This window comes from Psychrobacter sp. CX97, from assembly GCF_057396285.1.
The window spans coordinates 45694-67768 of sequence record NZ_JBXYJE010000005.1 but is presented as its reverse complement, the minus strand read 5'-3'; the positions used below and the strand labels follow the sequence as shown (position 1 = coordinate 67768).

The window sequence follows — 22075 nt, the reverse complement described above, 5'->3', positions numbered from 1 at the left end:
TCAGTTATTTAGTAGCCTTGTTTTTAAGATACTGCATGAATAATGGTACAGGCCGACCTGTTGCCGCTTTTTCTTTACCAGATTTCCACGCGGTGCCTGCTACGTCGAGATGTGCCCAAGCTTGACCCTCCTCAATAAAACGAGATAAGAAGCAAGCGGCAGTAATTGAGCCAGCGGGACGACCGCCAATGTTTTGTATATCTGCAAATGGCGAATCAAGTTGAGACTGATAGTCATCATCCATAGGCATATGCCAAATTAAATCACCTGATTGAGCACTGGCATTATCAAGGTCAAATAGGACATCTTCATCATTGCTATAGACGGCTGAGCGCACATGACCTAAGGCAATAACACACGCTCCTGTTAATGTCGCTACATCAATAATAGCGCTTGGATTGTAGCGCTGCACGTAGCACAGCGTATCGCACAGTACCAAGCGGCCTTCGGCATCGGTATTTAGAATTTCAACCGTTTTACCATTCATGGCAGTGACAATGTCGCCTGGACGAGTGGCATTACCTGCGGGCATATTTTCGGCACAGGCAAGCGCACCAACGACATTGACTGGCAATCGGGCTTCACAAAGTGCCTTGATTGTGCCAATTACGGATGCGGCACCGCCCATATCAAATTTCATTTCATCCATACCAGCGCCCGGCTTGAGTGAGATGCCGCCAGTATCAAAAGTCACGCCTTTGCCCACCAATACGATAGGTGCATCTGTATCATTAGTTAATTCAGCTTTGCTTGTTGCTTTTTTAGATTTTGCTTTAGCAGATTTAGTTGGTAATTTATCAGCCACAACTTTTAGGTTAGTGGTTAAGGTATTAGCTAGGCTTGAACTCCGGCTTGAGTCAGTATCAAGCTTGGATTTACCTTGATATTCTAAAATAACCAACTGTCCTTCACGCTCTGACCCTTTAGACACAGCTAAAAAACAATTCATACCTAGCTTGTCCATCTCGCTTTCGCCAAGTACGGTTACTTTTAATAAGTCAGGATATGCCTTAGCCAACTCTTGCGCTTGCTCAGCGATGTAAACAGGGAAGCAGATATTGCCTGGCTCGTTTGCTAGATCACGAGTTAAAGACTGACCATGGTATACAGCGGTGGCATAATCTAATGTGGTTTGCTCTATACTATTAGACACCAGTGTCACTTCGGTTAGCTTTGATTCTGTTTTTTCAGATTTATACTTATCAAAGCGGTAACTTGCGTTTAATAGCTCTAGCGCAAATTGCTGTGATTGATCTTCTGTTAAAGCATTACCTAGAGCAATCGTTAAGCTACTAAAACGTTTATGCGTATTGTTATAAACGGCACTGGCTACTTTTTGTATATTGCTAGTACTTAATTTCTCAAGTTTGCCCATACCAACCAGCAATAGCTGTAATGGTGCATTTTTAGCATCAGAACCTAATGCAAAGTCGGCCACCGTATCGCCCAGTTTGCCTTTAAAGCCTGAAGCTGCTATTAAATCTGTAATGCGACTTTGGTAAGCATCAAGAATGCCCTTATCACTGCCAAGTATTTGAGTATTCTCGTCAACAAAGACAACCAAACATTGTGAGTGTGTGTCAACCGATACGGATTTTTTTAAACGTTTCTTTGTTGTAGCTTTGGGTAAAGTGTTAGTTAAAGATAATGTTAAGCTCATAATTATTCCTTATTGTTTATTTACTAAATGTTAAATGAGGGCGTTATACGTTCTATATACAATAATTGACTGTTGTTTATCTTATTAGGTTTGCTTACTTATTGTTTAGTTTATGTTTACTTAGCCGTTTGCTACTGAATGCTTATTAGTGACTAACTATTTACTACTGATTATATGCGATTTAATGGCTACCAGAAGGTTACTTAAAGTATGTCATCTGGCATATCTCTTAGGTTGCTTAGTTTAACATATTGAGATAGGCCTTGTTGAGGCTCAGCCATCATTGTGGACTGCACTATCACAATAAAAACGTGCTAGGATAAGCACCTATATTGATATCATGCTACTGTTCAGCAGCTATATTTAGTTTATATTATCTACTTTAAATGATTGTTTATTTATGATTCGAGTGTTCCTGTGATTTTACGCCGATATATGACCCAACAAATTGCCTCAACGACCGCACTGGTGCTAGGGTTTTTAGTGGTGCTCTTACTTGGCGGGCGTATGATTCGCTATTTTGGTATTGCCGCTGAGGGACGTCTTGACGTTGGCTTGTTGTTTGCCATTATTGGTTACAATCTGCCCTATTTTCTTGAACTGATACTGCCATTATCCTTTTTTATTGGTTTAATGTTGGTGTTTGGTAGACTTTACGTTGATCACGAAATGGCAGTGCTAAATGCAAGTGGCGTATCACGTGGGCGGCTTGCCAGATTAACCACACCGCTTATTATTTGTTTATTTGTCTTGGAAGCAGGTCTGTCCTTATATGGTAAGCCTTGGGGTGTCAAGCAATCCGAAACGATCTGGCAGCAGCAAGCACTTACCAGTGCTTTTGATTTAATTCGTCCGCAGACATTTATCAATAGTGATGACTATCATCTGTATGTAGGCGGTATGAATGAAGACAGAACCGAGCTGCGAGATGTGATACTGATACAAACGGCCGACGAGGCTCAAAATGCCGGCTCGGAAGCCAGCCGTACCCAAGACGCTAATCAGAATGCAGCAATATCAGCATCAGTATCAAAGGTTACTGCTGCTAAAAGCATTGTAGAAGAGGGAGATAACGCAACGAGTAATACTGCAACTGCCACATCGCAGGAGGAAGTGGATAATGCCATTTCGGCTATTCCTAACCCTGTCACATCCGTTGAAGAACAACTAAACGGTGCGACACTCGATGATACTAAATTAAAGGTGCCTCAATCAGACGTTGCCAATACAAAACTAACCAATAAGACGAATAAGGCGGGTACGAGAGATACGATTGTATTAGCCAAGCGCGCTAAGCAAGTACAAGGCGCAGATGACAGTAGTAAAACTCAGCTTGATCTGTATCAAGGCCGACGTTATGAGATTGGTGCAGATAGTTTGGTTTATAACCAAGTGAGTTTTGAGCGTTATCGGATTAGTCTCAATAAGCCGCCCTCAGATACAGTTACTGATGATAATGTGGCTACGCAGTCGCTTCCAGTGTTATGGAAAGCAGCAACTGGTCAAGCCTCCTTGCCACTAATAGCGCCTGCCGATGAGACGACAGCTGCTGAGGCTGGTCGACAAGATCGAAGAAGTTCACAGCAGCAAATGCTCCCTGCTCAAGCGGAGTTGGGTTATCGTTTATCTCTGCCTTGGCTGATAATTATTGCCCCTATGTTGGCGGTGCCTTTGGCGCAAGTAAGGCCAAGACAGGGGCGCTGGTTGCGTTTATTACCTTCTATCATCATTTATACCAGCTGCGCTTTGGTCATTATGTCTCTTAAAACGTCGGTGGCTAAAGGCAGTCTTTCCGTGTGGATGTATCCTTTGGTCATTGTTGCCTTTATGATTTTGGCGCTTTACCTCAACTGGGCCAGTCGTATTCATCATAGGGTGCGTTTTGGTTTAGGTCAAAGAACCTATCGCCACAACCTATCCGACAAGCTACCCAAGCATAAAAATGATAACGACGAACAAATCAATGACACCATGAATAATGACATCACGAATAATGACGAGACGACGGGAGGGCAGTCATGAGTGCAACTAGTCGTGTTACACGACACACTGCAAAGGCTGGCTCAGCAAAGCCTAGCAAAATACTGTCTCGCTACGTCAAAAAAAATGCCTTATTTGCCATGTTGTTTGCGGTTTTAGGCCTTTGGGGCTTGCAGGTGGTTTTCTCTTATTTAGCAGAGCTTGAGAATTTTTCTGACACTTATACTTATATCGATGCATTAAAATACATCCTCTATCGTTCGCCATATTTTTTAGAGCAATTTATACCCACCGGTGCGTTATTAGGGGCAGTAGTGGGGTTAGGATTACTTGCAAATAACTCTGAACTTATAGTCATGCGGGCAGCGGGCGTCAGTATTTATCGTATCGTGGCATGGGTGTTACAACCAGCATTTATATTTGTGGTAGTGGCACTCGCAGTAAACCAGTATGTCTTACCGCACACCAATCTAATGGCTAATAAGATTCATGAGCCTGATACAAAGCTATTAGCGTCTGTGAATGGCTATTGGACCTTACAAACAGACTTTTTACAGACTGACACGCCTAATACTGACACGCCTAATAAGGAAGCAGAGGACAAGGTTGAGCCATCAACTGGCGACGCCTTAGCTGGCAGGGCATTGGGTAGTACTATCGTATTTATAGGTTATGCGGATGCTAATGGTAATATTGGCGAAGTAAAGCGCTGGCATTTAGATGGCAATAATAATCTAACCTTTGTCTCTAAAGCCAGTGGTGGCACTTACTTACCTAATGTTAAAAACAATGCTATAGAGAATTCTGAAAAACAGTCAAAACAGTCTAATGATGCTAATAGAGAATTGGCTCAATATCAATGGCAACTCAATGATGTCTCGACGCTTGAGCTTGCCGACAGAGCAGCGATTAAGTCGCCAGAAACACTTGAAGCAGTCGATAGCTCAGTTCAGCCTAATATAGCGAATACGGACACAGCTCGTACAATTAGCAATGCAAAACAGTCTGCAGCAATTGTGCTAAATAAAGAGCCTCTAGTCGCTCAGAAAAATGCGCTAAGCGATATTATTTCGCTACCAATTGCACCAAGCTCAGTGTACTTGCTGACTCGCCGTGCTGAGGACTTATCCCTAACGCAGCTTTATGCACACAAGCGTTTTAATGCCTCGCAAGGCACCCGCTCGCTTGAACATGAGTTGGCATTTTGGCAAAAACTTTTGTCGCCTTTTGCTATTCTCTCGCTAGTGATTGTTGCTTGTTCTTTCGTATTTGGATCACTACGCACGCACAGTCTCGGGTTACGCATTGTGGTGGCGTTATTATTCGGGTTGCTGTTTAGCTATATACAAGATCTAACAGGATTTATCTCATTGGCGACAGGGGTATCACCCTTGCTTATGGTCATACTTCCTATAATAGGCAGTACTTTATTAGGCTTTTATCTGATTAAACGGCAGCAATAACGTTATATAGTCAGCGAACTACTAAACGGTTACGGCGTTTACCTCGTTAAGCCTACTCCAGTAGTACTTGCACTCGGTTGCCTTGTAACCATTTCAGACTTCTTTGACTATAGTAAAGCTCACTCAACCAAAATACTTAAATCAAAGCCGACAAAGCCCTCCTTTGGATTGAAATGAGGGCTTTTGTTGTTCTTGGAAAGGATTTACTTCTTAATTTACTCCTTAATGGCGCGACTAATGGTATATGTCTTGCCTTGCTTTACTTTATCAGCGTTACCAAATACTTCGGTAAATGCACGCTTCATAAATTGACGTAAACCATTAATAGTGACCACATAGAAGCGCCCACCTGTGCGCAATTTGCTGTAGGCGTCTAGTAAGTATAAATAATGTTGCTCTTTACCAACTTTGGCGGGCAGGTTAGACAGGACTAGGCTAAAGTCTTTGTTCGGGTCAACGTGGTTAAAACCATTGGATAAGTGAACGTCAACATTGTTAAGGCCATTCTTTACACAGTTACGGCGTGCATAGTCTACCGCCATAAAGTCTTTGTCTATAAGGGTGTGTTGACCTTGTGGGCATTCTCTGGCTGCTGTCATCCCTAACACGCCATACCCACAGCCCAAATCAATTGAGTCGTCATCGGTTTGAAAGTCCACATAGTCAAGTAGCATTAAGCTGCCTGCATCAAGTTTTTCGGGCGAAAATATGCCCCACGTGGTGGTAAAGTGCATAGGTGTACCCAGTACATCTTGAGTAAATGCAATGTCTTCACGCCATGTCTGGGCTTTATCTAACAGGTCGGCAGGGGGTCTGTGAGTCATAATGTGGCCTAAAGGGTTTGTTTTAAAAGGAGGCTATAACCAAAGTTAAGAATAGTGTCTAATTATCCAATCTACCAAGCTTTGAAAGTCATTAAATGCCTCAGTTGGGTTAAAGTCACGAATATCTTGACCATAATTATACCCGTAAGACAGTCCCAAAGTATCAATGTTGGCGTTTTGCCCTGCTAATATATCGTTTTTTGAGTCGCCAATCATTACTGTTTGCTCAGCTCCGACGTTTAAGGATTTACAGACATGTAGCAAGGGGGCGGGGTCAGGCTTCTTAGTGGATAGACTATCGCCACCCAATACCTCATCAAATAGCATTTGCCACCCAAAAGACTGCAAGATTTTAGGCACAAAGCGAATGGGCTTATTGGTTACTAAAGCCAATATAAATCCAGCCTCTTTTAACTGTTTAAGTCCTGAGTCTACATCAGGATAGGCGACTGTTTTGCGACCACTAATTTTGGCATAAGCCTCAAAGAAAACAGACTCAGCATAGGAAGCCTCATCTTCAGCTAATTGCCCTTCGGCGACGTTAACATCGCCGATTAATGCACGTTCTACCAGTAGACGTGAGCCATTACCGACCCAATTGCGGATAGCGTCTATGGAGTAGGTCTCTTTGCCAAGTGTGGCCAGCATATCATTTACGGCATCCGCCAAATCAGGCACGCTATCTATCAAAGTACCATCAAAGTCAAAGATAAGGAGTTGTTTTTTTAAAGGGGTCATAAATGCCTCAAAGGGTTATTATTTTTTAAGGATGTCTTTATATAAATCAGCTTTTTATACAGGGCCTCCTGTATAAAGTCATTTTTATAGCATGATTTTCGAGACATATTTTTTGGTAAAAAGGGTGGGGTGCTGTTAGTTCTCGAAAACTATTCAATGTCTTTATACTTATCACGGTGTGCTTTTTTCATAGCAAGATAGGTTTTATTCTCTCGGCATAAATCCCATTTTTCCTTAAAGATACGTGCGGATTCAGCCTTAACGGAATCCTCCTCTTGACGCGGTAACTCTTCTCGGCCATGCGCACCGCTTTGGCCTTTTTTATCGTCAGGCACTGGGCCTTTATATTTCTTACCGCCTTTGTGATTGGCATAACGGCGTGCCCGAGTATAGCCCATTTGGATAAACTTGCGTGCCATATCTGCACCCACAAAGTCGTTATTGGCTAAGTAATCCAAAAACATCTGATAAATTATATTACTGCTTTCTCGCGCCACATCAGGGGTCGCAAAACGCCAATGCGGTAGAATTTCTGATTTATACGGCTCAACGAGTAGCACTCCTTGTTCACCACGGCCCACACGGTAAAGTTCGGGATGTTCACGAAGGTTTAGGTTCTTATAATCTAGGCTGTAGTCAAATTCACGCATAGGCATAGGATAAGTAAGATAGGAGTTAAGTTTAGAATTTAACGCCAGTATAAACGTTATTAAAACACAGCAACATATCGACTCTGTAACGTTATGAGTAGTATTAAGATAAGCTTAATTATTACAAAATAATAAGACTGACGAGTGAATGGATACACTGGTATTTTCTTCAACGATTGACTGGTGGTTAGATGCAATACAGCAATGTGAGCCGTGATTAGAGTTTAATGGCAACAAAACAAACTGAACCTGAACCCAAGCCCACTGAACTCAAGCAAACTGGATAATAAGTAAACTAACACTCAAACCATAAAAAAACCCTCAAACTAAATTTAGCTTGAGGGTTTTTCGTATAACATAATATTCGGCATAAAGGTGGTGGCTCGAGGCAGAATCGAACTGCCGACACAAGGATTTTCAATCCTTTGCTCTACCAACTGAGCTATCGAGCCGTCTTTATGAGGTCGCTATTAAACTAAATATTTTCTATTGTGTCAAGTGTTATTTAGAATATAGTCAAAATAAGTGTTTAACTTTTGACTCGCAATAATTCATAATCACTCATGATGCGATGGATGGTTTCATCAACAGGCATAAACTGGCGCACACCCTTTTTTACCTCTTTGTCATAAACCAGTTTAATAAATTTTGCATCAATGCCACGATTCACATTTTCAGGGTGAATGGCCATATATTGCAGTCGTTTGGTATCGGTTTGCCCGTCGTCAAAGCAGCCAACCACCGCAATGGGCTTGTCATTAAACATGCCTACATACATCAGCCCACCCCGTTTGAAAGCATTTTCAAATACCTGCATTATGTCGTCAGGGTAGTTTTGAGTAGAACGACTATTGTTATTTTTCGAGGCATATAAATTAGTAATACGCTCACGTAATTCGCCCTCGTGCTTGGTTTCACGCATAAGGGTGGCATCAAATGAATGAATTGCAATGGCTTCTAATGGCATTTTTTCTCTCGACTTATAGCGACAGGGATCACTAGATAATTAGTTTTCATACTTGCTGTTCGTTTCATTAAATGAATAGCAATATTTTAGCAAACATTACTATTGGGTAGTGTGTGAATATGGCTTAAATTCAGTACCTTTGCTATTATCATGACATTGCTGTTAAAAACAGACTCTTTATTGTTATAAACTTCGATAAATAAGCCAATTATTAGTGAGCCAATACGCCATGACTACTCCAATCAGTCCGAACCCAGCCGAGCGTCCAGCACGCATAGCCAGTGTTACCCGTGATACCGCCGAGACTAAAATCAGTGTAACGGTTAATCTTGATGGCACGGGTCAAGGCAATATTGATACGGGTGTCCCTTTTTTAGACCATATGCTAGAGCAAATTAAGCGTCACGGATTATTTGATTTAGACATCACTTGCAGAGGCGATGTCGATATTGATGACCATCATAGTGTAGAAGATACGGGCATTACCCTTGGTCAAGCCTTTGCTAAGGCGCTGGGTGATAAAAAAGGCATTCGTCGTTACGGACACTTTTATGCGCCACTTGATGAGTCTTTATCACGTGCAGTGGTTGATATCTCAGGACGTCCGGGTCTGCATATGGATATCCCTTTTACCCGTGCGTATGTGGGTAAGTTCGATGTGGATTTATTCAGTGAATTCTTCTTTGGTTTTGTTAATCACGCTTGGATGACGGTACATCTAGACAATCTTAAAGGCGTCAACAGTCATCACCAAATCGAAAGTACGTTTAAGGCGTTCGCCCGTGCACTACGCATGGCCTGTGAATATGATGAACGGGCGTTGAATACGTTACCATCAACCAAAGAAGCGTTGTAATATGACCAAAATTGCATTACTAGATTATGGTATGGGCAACCTACATTCAGCCAGTAAAGCTTTAGCAGCCGTCGGCGCAGAGGTGTCCATCACCAATGACCATGATGTTATCCAATCCGCTGACAAGATTGTCTTCCCAGGGGTTGGTGCTATGCGAGATTGTATGGCCGAAATGCGAGCGCAGGGTATTGATGACGTGGTACGTGACGCAGTGTTTAACAAGCCTGTTATGGCGATTTGCGTCGGTATGCAAGCCTTGTTTACTGAATCGTTAGAGTTTGAACGCACCCAATGTCTCGATATTATCTCAGGTCAAGTCAAGAAGTTTGATGCCAACTGGACGGACGAGCAAGGCGCAACCATTAAAATCCCGCACATGGGCTGGAACACCATATCAGGCATGGATTTATCACACCCATTATGGCAAGGTATAGATGAGCACGCTCATTTTTACTTCGTGCACAGCTATTACTGCGCCCCTGAAGATACTTCGGTCGTCTCCGCTGTTTGCGATTATGGTCAACCATTTTGTGCCAGCGTCATTAAAGACAACCTGTTTGCGACCCAGTTTCACCCCGAAAAAAGCCACAACGACGGATTACAACTGCTCAAGAACTTTGTTGAGTGGGATGTTTAAATTATTTTTAATCCACTAGGCCACTAGGGGACGCTTTGCTTATGAAAGATATGTATTTACATATTGCACTTGCCATATTACAGATTATTTTTATATTTTCCCCAATCCCAAAGAGGCGTGACCACAAGCAATATGCCACTGTAATAATACGCATTATCTTCTTTTCTGGTATAGCTTATAGCGCCTTCTTTGATAGGTTAGAACCTACCCCGTATGACATTTACGTCAACATTCCCTGCTTTTTAATCATATTTATATTACCCAGCTTTAGGGGCTTTAAATAAAAAAGGCGCTAAGTAACGATTAGTGTAAAAAGGCGTTTACGTAGTATTTACGTGGCATTTGAATAGCATTTTAAGATACCGCTTCAATCAGGGCTAGCGGTTACAGAGTCTTCTTGCTGCCACTTATCGTGGTTTAAATAAAATAAATTTTTGAATAAGACAGTGGACAGCTTAAGCTATCGTGAAGCACCTCTAGTCAAATCGCTGTTAAAAGTTTGGTTCTGTATTTTTATAAGGTCTCTAAATACGCTATAACGGTTACTCTGAATGCACCTAGTCGTTTGTGAGCTAACTTAAGAAGGGTCAAATCCATCTAAAATTCACATCAGCCTAACGGTTTATCGTATATGATTGAAGGAATAGTTATAAAGAAGGGACAGTTATAAACAAGCATTGAACAAATGATCTAACCCGTTATCTAACAAATCATCACTTACTTTATTAGGTTTTATTATATAGGGTCAAACTTAAAAGATTTTGCTCCAAGGCGACCGACCTCGCATATGACAAGGATTATATTAAGTGCGATCAAAAGCGTAGCGAATTTATTTCAGACAGACTATAGCAGAAACGTTACTGCTATTCGGATATCGGAAGACTAATGTGAATTTTCAACACTTCAAAATGTATCTTGTTTATATAACAGGGCTTGAGAAAGATGCCTTACACATCTACACAGGTATAGGCATCTATCTAATATGTTTGGCCGTCTCTCAGCCCATATTGCGTAAGCAGTCTACTAGACAGCTGCTGGCACTACTGGCAGTAACCAGTGCCGCTATGTTAGGCGAAGTACTAGACTTGGGCTATAGCTATCCAAATATTGGGCGTGCACAGTTAGGTGCCAGTATTCACGATATAATAAATACCTGCTTTTGGCCATACGTGTTATACGCTATAAATCGCTGGACAACCCTATTGAAATCTTAAAAATAATGTACAAGATACCCTAACGCGGCAATGCTGCGCCATCACCTCGTATCAGGCTCAATTATTTATGTTTACTCCTAAATCTTTCCAAGAAACCAGTCTTGACGCTATCAAGACATTTATTGCTAACCATCCGTTGGCGACTGTTATTGTACAGACTGAAAGTGGCTTAGAAGCGTGTCATATTCCCATGTATTGGCAAGATTCTGAATCACAAGACTCTGAATTAGAGTTACCTTCTGAGAATAAACAAGGGTTTCTAATGGGGCATATTGCCAAAGTAAACCCATTAAACAATGCGTCTTATTTAAAGTCGCCTTGGTTAATCATCTTTCAACAGGCAGGACATTACATCAGCCCCAACTGGTATCCTAGCAAGGTTATGACGCACAAAGAAGTGCCAACGTGGAACTATCAAAGTGTACATATTAGTGGCCAAGCCAAGATACTAAATGAACCAGAAGAATTAGTACAGATATTGACCCACCTAACCGCAGAGTTTGAAAGTACTCAGCCAGTACCTTGGACGTTAAACGATGCCCCAGAATCCTATATTCAAGCAATGTGCCGAGGCATAGTTGGTATTCAGATTGACATCTCTGATATCCAAGCGCAATTTAAGCTAAGTCAAAACAAATCATTAGAGAATAGAGTCGGCGTTGTGAGAGGATTAACAGAAGTGGGCACTGCTCAGGCAGCGGCGATGGTAGAGTTGATTGATGTGCAAAGTTAAATGACATGAAAAGTTAATAGCTGTGTTGAATATTATGTTTTTTTAGCACTAGGTATAGGTAATGCGTAGTAGAAACGACCGTATTCGGCATGCCTTTGCTTTTGAAATAATTGGGCTACTGCTAATTGCACCGCTGGCAAGTTGGACGTTTAGTTATGAGATTTATAACATTGGCGTGATAGCAGTTACCGCCTCAATTGTCGCTACGGTATGGAACTATTGCTATAACATATTATTTGACAAAGCCTTATTAGAGCTCCGCAATGATGTGCATAAAACGGTACCGATACGCGTGCTACACGCTGTACTATTTGAAGGTGGGTTATTATTAATGTTTATGCCAATCATTGCGTGGTATCTAGGTATTACTCTATGGGAAGCCTTTGTTATGGATATTGCAATGGCACTCTTTTATCTAGTATATGCCTTTTTCTATAATATCGCTTATGATACCCTCTTTCCGATACCTGAGTGAGGCTTTTAAAAGGGGCTAAAAGGCGTTAAACGTTGCTCAAAGATAAAAAATGTTAAGAGCCACATTTACCGCAACCCGGACACTTTGATTTCTTTTTAAACAAAACCCTTGTCCAGACATAGTAAGGTATAGCATTAGGGTATGTTGAATATTCGAACATGTCACTGGCGTAGACTGTTTTTTAGTCAACCCTGAGCAGCATTAAGATTTGTTATTGAGCCTAAATGCCAAGCTAAACGCTTTGTTGGATCAAGAGGTGACGGGGGAAGATGATGGCTGTCATTTACCAACAGATAAAAGCAAGTGGACGGCAGATGACTTTGGTTGGCATTAAGTGGAGAAGGTGCAGTAGCTGCCTGGAATTACTAAATACCAAACAAACTCTCAATAAAATGCCCGACCAATTTTGGTCGGGCATTTCTAATTTATATGCATATTAAGTGACGAAATGAAGTTAAGCTTGGTTTTCTGTTGCCAATTCACGAAGTACGTAATGTAATACACCGCCATGACGCACATATTCACGCTCTTTTGGCGTTTGTAGCATCACGTTAACCTCAAAGGTCTCAGTACTACCATCAGCGCGGGTTGCAGTAACAGTGGCGGTTTTACTTTCGCCATTATCTAAACCAGTGATGCTGAGCACTTCAGAACCATCTAAGTTATGCGACTGGATGCTTTCTCCTTCTTTAAAGGTTAATGGTAGGACACCCATACCCACTAAGTTTGAACGGTGGATACGTTCAAAAGAGCCTGCCAATACCGCTTTTACACCCAGTAGGATGGTGCCTTTGGCAGCCCAGTCACGGCTTGAGCCAGTACCATATTGCTCGCCACCTAGGACAACAAGCGTACGGCCATCTTCTTTATATTTCATGGCTGCATCATAGATTGCCATTTTTTCGCCATCTTGTAGTGTCGCTTTATCGTCTTTGAAGTAGTAGGTATAACCGCCCTCGACGCCGTCCATCATCAAGTTTTTGATACGGATATTGGCAAATGTACCCCGCGTCATTACTGCATCGTTACCACGACGTGAACCATAGCTATTAAAGTCAGCTTCTAACACACCACGCTCTTGTAGGTATTTACCTGCTGGCGAATCAGCATCGATATTACCGGCTGGCGAGATGTGATCGGTAGTGATTGAGTCGCCAAATAAGCCTAAGATACGCGCATTTTCGATATCTTTAATACCTTCTGGCTCCATCGTCATACCTTCAAAGAAAGGTGGGTTTTTGATGTAGGTTGACGCCTCATTCCATGGGTATATCTGACTAGACGCAGAGCTAATGGCATTCCATTCTGAGCTACCATCAAAGACTTCCCCATAGTTTTTGTGGAACATCTCTGCATTGATATTTTCAGCAATCAATCCATCAATTTGAGCTGTCGTTGGCCAGATGTCTTTTAAGAAGACGTCATTGCCGTCTTGGTCTTGACCCAATGGATGTTTAGTTAAGTCGATATCTACAGTACCTGCTATCGCATAGGCCACAACCAATGGTGGAGAAGCGAGATAATTAGTCTTCACATGAGAGTGAATACGACCCTCGAAGTTACGGTTACCTGATAGGACTGAGGCGACCACCAGATCGTTTTCTTCAATACCTTTTTCAATCACATCAGGCAGAGGACCTGAGTTACCGATACAGGTTGTACAGCCGTAGCCAACCAAGTAGAAGCCGATTTTTTCAAGCTCACTCATTAAGTTGGTTTTCTCGAGGTAGTCAGTAACAACTTTCGAGCCTGGCGCTAAAGAGGTTTTGACCCAAGGCTTGGCTTTTAGCCCTTTGGCTGCCGCATTTTTAGCCACTAAACCGGCACCAATCATGACCGCAGGGTTTGATGTATTGGTACAAGACGTGATGGCGGCAATGACGACAGAGCCATCATTCAAGTGATGCTCTTTATCATCAATGCATACAGTTGAGTAAATACTGTTGGCAGTGGGCTGTCTATCAGTGGTTGACACTTCGATATCAGGTTTAGCTGCTAATTCTTCTGCTTGTTCTTGTTCACCACCCTCTTGATCGAAGCGAACTTTATCCACAACTTCTGTCTTACGGTCTTTTGTCATCTCGGTCAAAGTATTACCGAAACTTTTGTACATGTCCGATAAGGAAATACGTTGATGGGGTAGTTTTGGACCCGCAAGTGACGGTTCAACAGTATTTAAATCAAGCGTCAAGTTGCTTGAGTAAGTCGCATTTGGTGTGTCAACATCATGCCATAGACCCTGAGCCTTAGCGTATTTCTCTACCAGTTCAATTTGTGTCTCATTTCGGCCTGACAAGCGTAGATAGTCAATCGCTACTTGGTCGATTGGGAAAATACCACAAGTTGCGCCGTATTCAGGCGCCATATTCGCAATAGTCGCACGATCAGCGAGAGGTAAACTGTGTAGGCCTTGACCATAGAATTCAACAAACTTACCGACCACACCATGAGCACGCAACATTTCAACAACGCGTAATACTAAATCAGTTGCAGTAACCCCTTCAGACAGTTTGCCCGTTAGCTCAAAACCTACCACTTGGGGGATAAGCATAGATGAAGGCTGGCCGAGCATCGCAGCTTCTGCTTCAATACCACCCACACCCCAGCCTAATACCCCAACACCGTTAATCATGGTGGTGTGGCTATCGGTACCAAATACGGTATCTGGATAAGCGGTCAGCTCGCCATTTTGCTCGCTTGCCATGACAACACGGGCAAGGTATTCAAGGTTTACTTGGTGTACGATACCAGTTGCAGGGGGGACAACGACAAAGTTTTCAAACGCTTGTTTACCCCAATGCAGAAACTCATAACGCTCATTATTACGCTTAAATTCAATTTTTTTATTCAAATCGAGGGCGTCTTCACGGCCATAAACATCTACTTGAACTGAGTGGTCAACGACAAGCTCACTTGGGATAAATGGGTTGATTTGTTCCGCATTACCTCCCAATTTGACGATAGCATCACGCATGGCAGCTAAGTCAACAACGGAAGGCACCCCTGTAAAGTCTTGTAATACTACACGGGCTGGCATAAAAGCGATTTCTTGCGAAGGTACTGCTTGGGCATCCCACTCTGCTACGGCTTCAATATGGTTTTTGCCAACAGACAGTCCACCATCTTCGTTACGTAGTAAGTTTTCCAATACAATCTTCATGCTATAGGGCAGAGTGTTTATGTTGTTATAAGTTTCGGCAAGTTTTGGTAAGCTATAATAGGCATGCTTTTTGCCAGCTACCGTTAAGCTGTCTTTAACATTAAATATATCGCTCATAGTGGCTTCCTTCTCTAGTTGGTGATGTTAAGTAAGGTGGCTATCTGATACGTACACAGGTTGGTATTGAGCATAACAGGCTCAACGTTTTCTTTTTTTAAGTAGAAAACTGAACTTTTTTTAGTTTGGCAATTCAGTTTTGGTGGCTAATTAAGCAATATTTAGTAATTAATAATCTTAGTACTTAATGATAAGTTTGATAATCAGTCCCTTTGTATATTTATCTCAACATAATGAATACTCCATATTCAATATATCCAATATCTATATATTACCTATATATAATAACATAACAAAATTTATATGACTTATTAAGGACTAGAAGTCGTTGCATCGTGGCAAATTCGTAACAATGCCATAAGCTATTTAACGACATGGTTTATATCAACAATTCTTTTTTTGATCTGTCTGAAAATAACATAAAATAAGGTAAAAATTATGACTAAAGAGCTAACATTTGTTAATAAATTAGGAGAGGCACAGGATATTAGACTATCGGTTGTACAGGGCGATATTACTAAACTTTTGGTAGATGCTATTGTTAATGCTGCTAACTCAAGTTTGCTAGGCGGCGGCGGTGTTGATGGAGCTATCCACCGAGTTGCTGGGCCTGAGTTGTTAGCCTATTGTCGTACCTTAAATGGCTGCCAAACTGGAGAAGCGAAGATAACGCCAGCATTTAATTTGCCAAGTCAGTACGTTATTCATACTGTAGGACCTGTTTGGCAGGGAGGCAATCATAATGAGTCTGAGTTATTGGCAAACTGCTATCGCAACTCTCTTCAATTGGCGCTAGATAACGGCGTGCAAAGCATAGCTTTCCCAGCCATTAGTACGGGTGTGTATGGCTATCCTATAGAGCAGGCAACCAAAATAGCGATTGCCACTGTTCAAGGTTATCTCATGAATGAAATAGCCTCTACTTCTGATCTTTCAGTCAAAGAAGTGATTTTCTGCTGCTTTTCTAAATCCGATGAACAAGTTTACCAACAGGTTTTGGAAACCCGTTAGAACAGGTCCGTTAAAATAGGTCATTAAAAATAGTATATAGGTAGGGCAGTGTAGTGTAGGAGTTACCCATCATCTATATCAACTCAATAAGCGATATAAATAGAATAATCAGGGTTTATAGGTTGTATTTCTTATTCTAACGATTCTAACGTTTTTTAACTCGAGTCTATTTTTACCAGAGTTGGTTTACTCATTCTTTATTGTTAATAGCCTGCTTTTTTTGCCAAGGGAAACGTCCTTCAAGCTCTACTTGTAGTGATAAGCTCAAAAAAGTACGGATAAGTACAATGACACCCAATACTAAGACACTGCGTAAGGTAGGTTCAGTGACCACAGTAGCCATAATGTCTGCTGCGATTAAAACCTCTAAACCTAATAAGATAGATTTACCAACGCCTTGTCGAATATCGAAATAAGTATCTTGACTAAACTTTTTTGCGGCGACAGCGGCTTTATAAAAAGCCATTACCAGCCCTAAAAACATAATCATTACCCCTACAAACTCCACTATTTTGGCGATTATATCGATAGTGTGAACCAGTTGTTCTGTCATTATAATTCTCCGCTATACTTAAAAACCTTCATCGATACAGTTTGTTGATTAATGGCTTAATGCTGTCGTTATCATATAATAAAAAAATCGGTCTGATATAACAGACCGATTTTTAATATCCAAATGTTAACGCCGCCCGTAGTCGTTAAACTATCCGTTAATTAGCGGCAGGTTTGCTAGGGTTTTGGTATCCACCATAGTATTTTACTGGCGACCAGCTTGGAATAACTTCAGGCAGTTGAGGATTAAGCTTATTGTATTCGCCAGCACCATATACAACATCGCCACCAACCACTGTCAACACAGATTCGATGGTTTTAATTTTCTCTTCAGGTACTGTGAAGTAGTCGTCTGATAACAACACAAAGTCTGCATATTTACCAGGCTCAAGAGTCCCTTTCACATCCTCCTCACTTGAGAACCATGCACTGCCACTGGTATAGACTTCAAGCGCATCAGCGCGTGATAAGGTGTTATCTTTACCATAAAGCTGAGTACCGCCGACTGTCTTACCTGTGGTCATCCAGTACAAAGAAATCCATGGGTTGTAGCTTGCCACACGGGTGCCATCCGTACCAGACCCTAAAGGAATACCCATATCAAAGATTTTCTTAAATGGGGGGCTGGTTTTTGCCGCCTCAGCACCATATCTTTCGACAAAGTACTCACCTGCATATGCCATACGATCTTGAACGGATATACCGCCATTTAAGCGTTTGATTTCACGTAGGGTTTCATCACTAACGGTTTCAGCATGGTCAATTGCCCAGCGCATATCATTCTTGATCTTACCGTTATTTTCACGGTCAATCTCGTCCACCAAATCTACGATTAGCTTGGTATTTTCGCCGTAAGTCGAGTGCTGTCTAAATGGCCAGCCCTTATCCACGTGCATTTGGATAACTTCTTTGGTACTTTCACGCCACCCTTTATTATTTTTAATAAATGGCTTAGGCGCTAAGAAGTTTTCAAAGTCGCCCGCTGCCCAAGTCATGTACTCACCACCACCTTCTAACTCATAGCCGTGTTCATGCTCTACATCTTCATTGACAGAAGCGGTGTTATTAGCCATCCATTTCTCAAAGGCTTTACGCTCCTCACCTGCTTTTTGAGGGAACAAGTAGTAAGAGATACGTAGTGATGAATCGCCGCTGGTTGCTAATGCTTTAGAGGCGTCATAATCTTCTGGGAAGGTATGACCACCACCACCAGCGTCAATCGCGCTGGTTAGACCAAAACGGTTTAATTCGTGGTTGAAGTGTTTGCTGGAGTTAATCATCTCCTTCTCTGATAAAGGAGGAAGCTTACCAATAACCTGATATAAAATCATGGCATTTGGTTCTGCCAACAAAACACCTGTTGGGTCGCCGTTTTTATCTTTCTCATAACGACTTTGGTCGTTAGGTGGCTGAGTATTTCTATCAATATTTAATGCTTTTAATCCGGCTTTATTTAACCAACCACGGCTATATAGATACAAGACAAAAGCGGGGGTATCACCAGTCGCTTCATTGATTTCTTCAATGGTTGGCAGTCTTTTTTCTTCAAACTGGTAAGGTGACCACCCACCAATCACTCGTACCCATTGCCCTTTAGGGGTTCTATCTGCCTGCTCTTTTAGCATGCGTAGTGCTTCTTTTAATGAGGTTACCCCATCCCAGCGTAGTTCAGTATTGTAAAAACGGCCACCACGAGTAACATGAAGATGTGAGTCATTCAGACCAGGGATAAGCGTTCTACCATGCCCATCAATGACTTTGGTACTGGCATTTCGTAAGCGCAGAATATCTTCATCACTACCAGTGCTTAATACTTTACCGTCTTTAATAGCAATGGCTTCAGCTGTGGTTCTCTTGTCATCCATAACCGCAACTTTGGCATTGGTAACAATCATATCAGCTGACTGAAGCGTTGAAGTGGGGCTTTGTGATGAGCTTTGCGTTGCGCAAGCAGATAAAACAGTTGCTGCCCCCGCAAGTAGAATTAGGTTTTTCTTTTGCATATTTCTTTTCATAGTATTTTCCTAATAACTATTAATTTTCTTCCTACTAACCATTAATATTCCTAATAATTATGAATAAAGGCTAAAGGAATAAAGACTAAACCGGAAGAAAGACAAAGACATTGTTGCGAGAGATAATTTAGCACAGAAATATAATACAGAATCGGTTCTGTAAACTTTTATAAACAAGAGAAACAAAAAGTAACATTGTTAAACTAAGCTTTACCAGTAAGTTTTATAATAAAGCTTATCTTCACAGCTTATTTTCTAGAGTTATTAGAGTTATTTAGAACGGGGTAGGAGCTACCGCCTTAAAGCAAATAGCTCTTTTCAAACAAGTGTCGGTTATAGATCAGGTCAGTATGTGCGTTCAGGTGGTTTATAACCATTTTATATTTACAGGATTTGATAATTTGATAATTTGAAGTATTGCTGCGTAATATGAAATAGAGCAACGTATGAAGGATTTTTATCTAATCCGTTACGTAAGCTAAAGTATAGAGAAAGCCAATCTTGCTACAATCAATCTATGCCAGTAGCGTAATAAGAACCTGTATTCACAACTTATAGTTGGCTGTTTTCGCCTAGAATAAGCCGCTACTTGGTTAAAATTAGGATTAAACAGAATGACTATTCAACCCGAGCTTTTAACTTATAACTTAGTGGAGCCTTATATTAATGGTGCCTTGTATGGTCTTATTTAATTCTAAAAAGCTCCGGACTGTAGCTTATGAATACAGTTTCTAATTTATTAGCATATAGCACTCTTGCGCTGTTTACTTAAATACATTGGGAATCAAATGAAACGACGTAAATTTATTAAGTCAATGAGCCTAGGCCTAGGCACTGTCGGGACATCGGCAACTGTAACCGGGTGTCAAACGCTTGGCAAAGTTAGCACAACTGCCGCGCAGCCTAAGATCATTAAGCAGGCGGGAGACTTTACGAACATTATTGTCGGTAGTGGTTATGGCGGAGCAGTCTGCGCATTACGCTTGAGCGAGCAAGGTCATAGAGTTTTGATTTTAGAAATGGGTATGCGTTGGGATAGAACGCCTGAGCATGATACTTTTTGCAAAATGATTAATGCCGATGAGCGTTCAAGTTGGTTTAGCCACCGGCCCAATGCCCCCATACTCATTCCTAGAGTGATTAGAAAGTACCCTGGCGTATTAGATTTAATCAAATACGATGATATGAAAGTGTATGCGGGTCGAGCTTATGGTGGTGGCTCCATCGTCAATGGCGCCATCGCCATCCAGCCAAGACGTTCTGATTTTGAGAAGACCTTTGCATGGATAGATAGTAATGAGATGTACGATGTATTTTTCCCTCGTGCTCTGCGGTCATTGAAGGTAAGCCAGATTCCTAAAGACTTTTTTAATAATTCTGAACACTACGAATTTACACGCGCTGCAGAACGTCAAGCGACAAAAGCGGGGTTGAAAACTGAATTTTTTGGTAACAGTTATGACTTTGACTATATGCAAAAAGAAGCCAAAGGTGAGGTGTATCAATCAGGGCTAGGTGGCGAGGTTATTTATGGTAACAATGCGGGCAAGTTTTCGCTGGATTTAACCTATCTCAAAGATGCAGAGGCGACGGGTAATGTCGAGGTTAAGACGTTGCGTAAAGTAGCATCTATAGAGTCTTTAGACGATGACAAACTTGCGTTAGAAGTTCATGTATTAAACAAACGAGGTGGCGTGGATGCCATTGAGCGCTATACGTGTGATAAGTTATTTCTAAATGCGGGTAGTACAGGGACCTCTGAGCTATTATTAAAGAGCCAAGCTGAAGGTAAGCTTACCAACTTAAATGAACACATAGGTCAACACTGGGGGCCCAATGGCAATATTATGACAGGGCGAAATTTTGTGCATGCCGCTGGCAAGATTCAGTCCACGATACCTGTAAAAGGTATCAATATGTGGGATGGAGATAGAGGCGGATCGCCTTATAAAATTTTTGCTGAGATTGCACCGCTTCCATTAGGTTTGGAGACATGGACGACTTTATATCTTGCCATCACTGATAATCCAGAGAGAGGTAATTACTATTATGATAAAACCTCAAAAACGGTTAAGCTAAACTGGAAGCGCTCACAAAATGAATACTCGGTAAAGGCCGCTAAAGCGCTGATTGAAAAATTAGCTGAATCGAATGGTGGTACTACGTCGAGTCTATTATTTAACGAAGGTTTTGGGGATGATTTTTGCTATCATCCATTGGGCGGCTGTGTCTTAGGTCTGGCTACTGATGAGTTTGGACGTGTTAAAGGTCATGAAAATATCTATGTGCAAGATGGGGCCTTGATTCCCGGTAGTGCGGGTGTGAATCCATACGTGTTTATTACGGGGCTTGCTGAACGCAACATGAGTTATATTTTGCAGCAGGATTTTGCTTAAATCATTTCAATAGTATAGCACCAGCCGAGGTAGCTTAAAGAGGCAGTCTAAATCAGGTAAGCCGTTTTTTTCTGCCTCTGTAAAACTGTGAGTAAAATGACAAAAACCACCTAAGCTCTGGGTTTTAGCTCAGATTAGGCGGTTTTTTATTCGATAAGTAGGACTAAACACGTCATAATCTAGTCGTCATCGTCATCGTCATCGTCATCGTCATCGTCTTCCTCAATGTCGTCGTAAAAATCCTCAACAAGTTCATAGTCGTATTCTGTCATACCAAGCAGCTCTTGTTGCGCCAGTAACTCACTGAGCAACTCTAACAAAGACAAAGGGTCTTCAACAAAAACTAAGCTGACCGAATCATAGTTACGTACCTCAATGACCGCATGATAATTGGTGTAACCGTGATCATAGCTTTTTGTTTTATCAGAAACGGTCTTCACAGCAATTGAATAGTCTTGAGCATCATAGTCGATGCTTTCATCTAAAACAAAGATATCCTGCACAGCATCAAAACCTATGGCTTCTGCTAAGCTTTGGTGCTTTTGTTTATCATAGAAAGTTTTTAAAAATTTAACTTGCTCTAACGGTATTTTCTCAAGACCAGTTTCTGCATTGTAATGATACATA

The 22075-nt window shown here is 41.5% G+C and carries 19 protein-coding genes and 1 tRNA gene; 10 read left to right on the top strand and 10 right to left on the bottom strand.

What is annotated here, in order from left to right; all coding sequences use genetic code 11:
• Positions 1-4: 4 nt before the first annotated feature.
• Positions 5-1660 (bottom strand): leucyl aminopeptidase, encoded by a 1656-nt coding sequence (locus AC2SLL_RS05460; RefSeq protein ID WP_486530675.1) that lies wholly within the window; start codon positions 1658-1660, stop codon positions 5-7.
• Positions 1661-2095: 435 nt separating this feature from the next.
• Between AC2SLL_RS05460 and AC2SLL_RS05455 the strand changes: the two genes are divergently transcribed.
• Both AC2SLL_RS05455 and AC2SLL_RS05450 read left to right on the top strand, forming a co-directional pair.
• A complete protein-coding gene (locus tag AC2SLL_RS05455) occupies positions 2096-3682 on the top strand; it encodes an LptF/LptG family permease (RefSeq protein WP_486530674.1) in 1587 nt (528 codons plus the stop codon).
• On the top strand, positions 3679-5103 hold the full coding sequence (locus tag AC2SLL_RS05450) for an LptF/LptG family permease (protein ID WP_486530673.1): 1425 nt from the start codon (positions 3679-3681) through the stop codon (positions 5101-5103). The genes AC2SLL_RS05455 and AC2SLL_RS05450 overlap by 4 nt, the downstream gene beginning before the upstream one ends.
• 215 nt (positions 5104-5318) lie before the next feature.
• Here the strand turns inward: AC2SLL_RS05450 and AC2SLL_RS05445 are convergent, their stop codons facing one another.
• The 5 genes from AC2SLL_RS05445 to AC2SLL_RS05425 all read right to left on the bottom strand — a co-directional run bounded on the left by AC2SLL_RS05445 (position 5319) and on the right by AC2SLL_RS05425 (position 8282).
• Positions 5319-5927, bottom strand: a complete 609-nt coding sequence (locus AC2SLL_RS05445) for a class I SAM-dependent methyltransferase (RefSeq protein WP_486530672.1) — start codon at positions 5925-5927, stop codon at positions 5319-5321.
• A gap of 45 nt (positions 5928-5972) precedes the next feature.
• Positions 5973-6665 carry a phosphoglycolate phosphatase gene (locus AC2SLL_RS05440; RefSeq protein ID WP_486530671.1) on the bottom strand — a complete coding sequence of 231 codons (693 nt, stop codon included), beginning with the start codon at positions 6663-6665 and terminating at the stop codon, positions 5973-5975.
• 149 nt (positions 6666-6814) lie between these two features.
• Positions 6815-7315, bottom strand: a complete 501-nt coding sequence (locus tag AC2SLL_RS05435) for a DUF4385 domain-containing protein (protein WP_486530670.1) — start codon at positions 7313-7315, stop codon at positions 6815-6817.
• A 376-nt stretch (positions 7316-7691) separates the two neighbouring features.
• A tRNA-Phe gene (locus AC2SLL_RS05430) sits at positions 7692-7767 on the bottom strand.
• Between the two features lie 77 nt (positions 7768-7844).
• The gene (locus AC2SLL_RS05425) at positions 7845-8282 is read right to left on the bottom strand and encodes a hypothetical protein (RefSeq protein WP_486530669.1); all 438 of its coding nucleotides are present in this window, start codon (positions 8280-8282) and stop codon (positions 7845-7847) included.
• 229 nt (positions 8283-8511) lie between these two features.
• Here AC2SLL_RS05425 and hisB point away from each other — a divergent pair, with 229 nt between their 5' ends.
• From hisB to AC2SLL_RS05395, 6 genes are all read left to right on the top strand, one after another.
• The gene (hisB, locus tag AC2SLL_RS05420) at positions 8512-9138 is read left to right on the top strand and encodes an imidazoleglycerol-phosphate dehydratase HisB (RefSeq protein WP_486530668.1); all 627 of its coding nucleotides are present in this window, start codon (positions 8512-8514) and stop codon (positions 9136-9138) included.
• A gap of 1 nt (position 9139) precedes the next feature.
• On the top strand, positions 9140-9775 hold the full coding sequence (hisH, locus tag AC2SLL_RS05415; RefSeq protein ID WP_486530667.1) for an imidazole glycerol phosphate synthase subunit HisH: 636 nt from the start codon (positions 9140-9142) through the stop codon (positions 9773-9775).
• A gap of 887 nt (positions 9776-10662) precedes the next feature.
• Positions 10663-10989, top strand: a complete 327-nt coding sequence (locus tag AC2SLL_RS05410) for a hypothetical protein (RefSeq protein WP_486530666.1) — start codon at positions 10663-10665, stop codon at positions 10987-10989.
• A 67-nt stretch (positions 10990-11056) separates the two neighbouring features.
• On the top strand, positions 11057-11722 hold the full coding sequence (locus AC2SLL_RS05405; RefSeq protein WP_486530665.1) for an FMN-binding negative transcriptional regulator: 666 nt from the start codon (positions 11057-11059) through the stop codon (positions 11720-11722).
• A 61-nt stretch (positions 11723-11783) separates the two neighbouring features.
• Positions 11784-12197, top strand: a complete 414-nt coding sequence (locus tag AC2SLL_RS05400) for a PACE efflux transporter (protein WP_486530664.1) — start codon at positions 11784-11786, stop codon at positions 12195-12197.
• A gap of 208 nt (positions 12198-12405) precedes the next feature.
• Entirely contained in the window at positions 12406-12531 is a 126-nt protein-coding gene (locus tag AC2SLL_RS05395) for a hypothetical protein (protein ID WP_486530663.1), read from the top strand.
• Between the two features lie 120 nt (positions 12532-12651).
• On the opposite strand, the gene acnA is transcribed toward AC2SLL_RS05395, so the two are convergent.
• Positions 12652-15474, bottom strand: coding sequence for an aconitate hydratase AcnA (gene acnA / locus AC2SLL_RS05390; RefSeq protein ID WP_486530662.1), 2823 nt, complete (start codon positions 15472-15474; stop codon positions 12652-12654).
• 438 nt (positions 15475-15912) lie between these two features.
• Between acnA and AC2SLL_RS05385 the strand changes: the two genes are divergently transcribed.
• Entirely contained in the window at positions 15913-16485 is a 573-nt protein-coding gene (locus AC2SLL_RS05385) for an O-acetyl-ADP-ribose deacetylase (RefSeq protein WP_486530661.1), read from the top strand.
• A gap of 190 nt (positions 16486-16675) precedes the next feature.
• Here AC2SLL_RS05385 and AC2SLL_RS05380 read toward each other — a convergent pair whose 3' ends face one another.
• Positions 16676-17038: a DUF1622 domain-containing protein gene (locus AC2SLL_RS05380; protein WP_486530660.1), complete on the bottom strand. Its 363-nt coding sequence runs from the start codon at positions 17036-17038 to the stop codon at positions 16676-16678.
• Positions 17039-17195: 157 nt separating this feature from the next.
• Positions 17196-19052 (bottom strand): amidohydrolase, encoded by a 1857-nt coding sequence (locus AC2SLL_RS05375; protein WP_486530659.1) that lies wholly within the window; start codon positions 19050-19052, stop codon positions 17196-17198.
• A gap of 788 nt (positions 19053-19840) precedes the next feature.
• Between AC2SLL_RS05375 and AC2SLL_RS05370 the strand changes: the two genes are divergently transcribed.
• On the top strand, positions 19841-21448 hold the full coding sequence (locus AC2SLL_RS05370) for a GMC oxidoreductase (protein ID WP_486530658.1): 1608 nt from the start codon (positions 19841-19843) through the stop codon (positions 21446-21448).
• Positions 21449-21627: 179 nt separating this feature from the next.
• On the opposite strand, the gene AC2SLL_RS05365 is transcribed toward AC2SLL_RS05370, so the two are convergent.
• Positions 21628-22074: a hypothetical protein gene (locus tag AC2SLL_RS05365; protein ID WP_486530657.1), complete on the bottom strand. Its 447-nt coding sequence runs from the start codon at positions 22072-22074 to the stop codon at positions 21628-21630.
• Between the last annotated feature and the right edge of the window lies 1 nt (position 22075).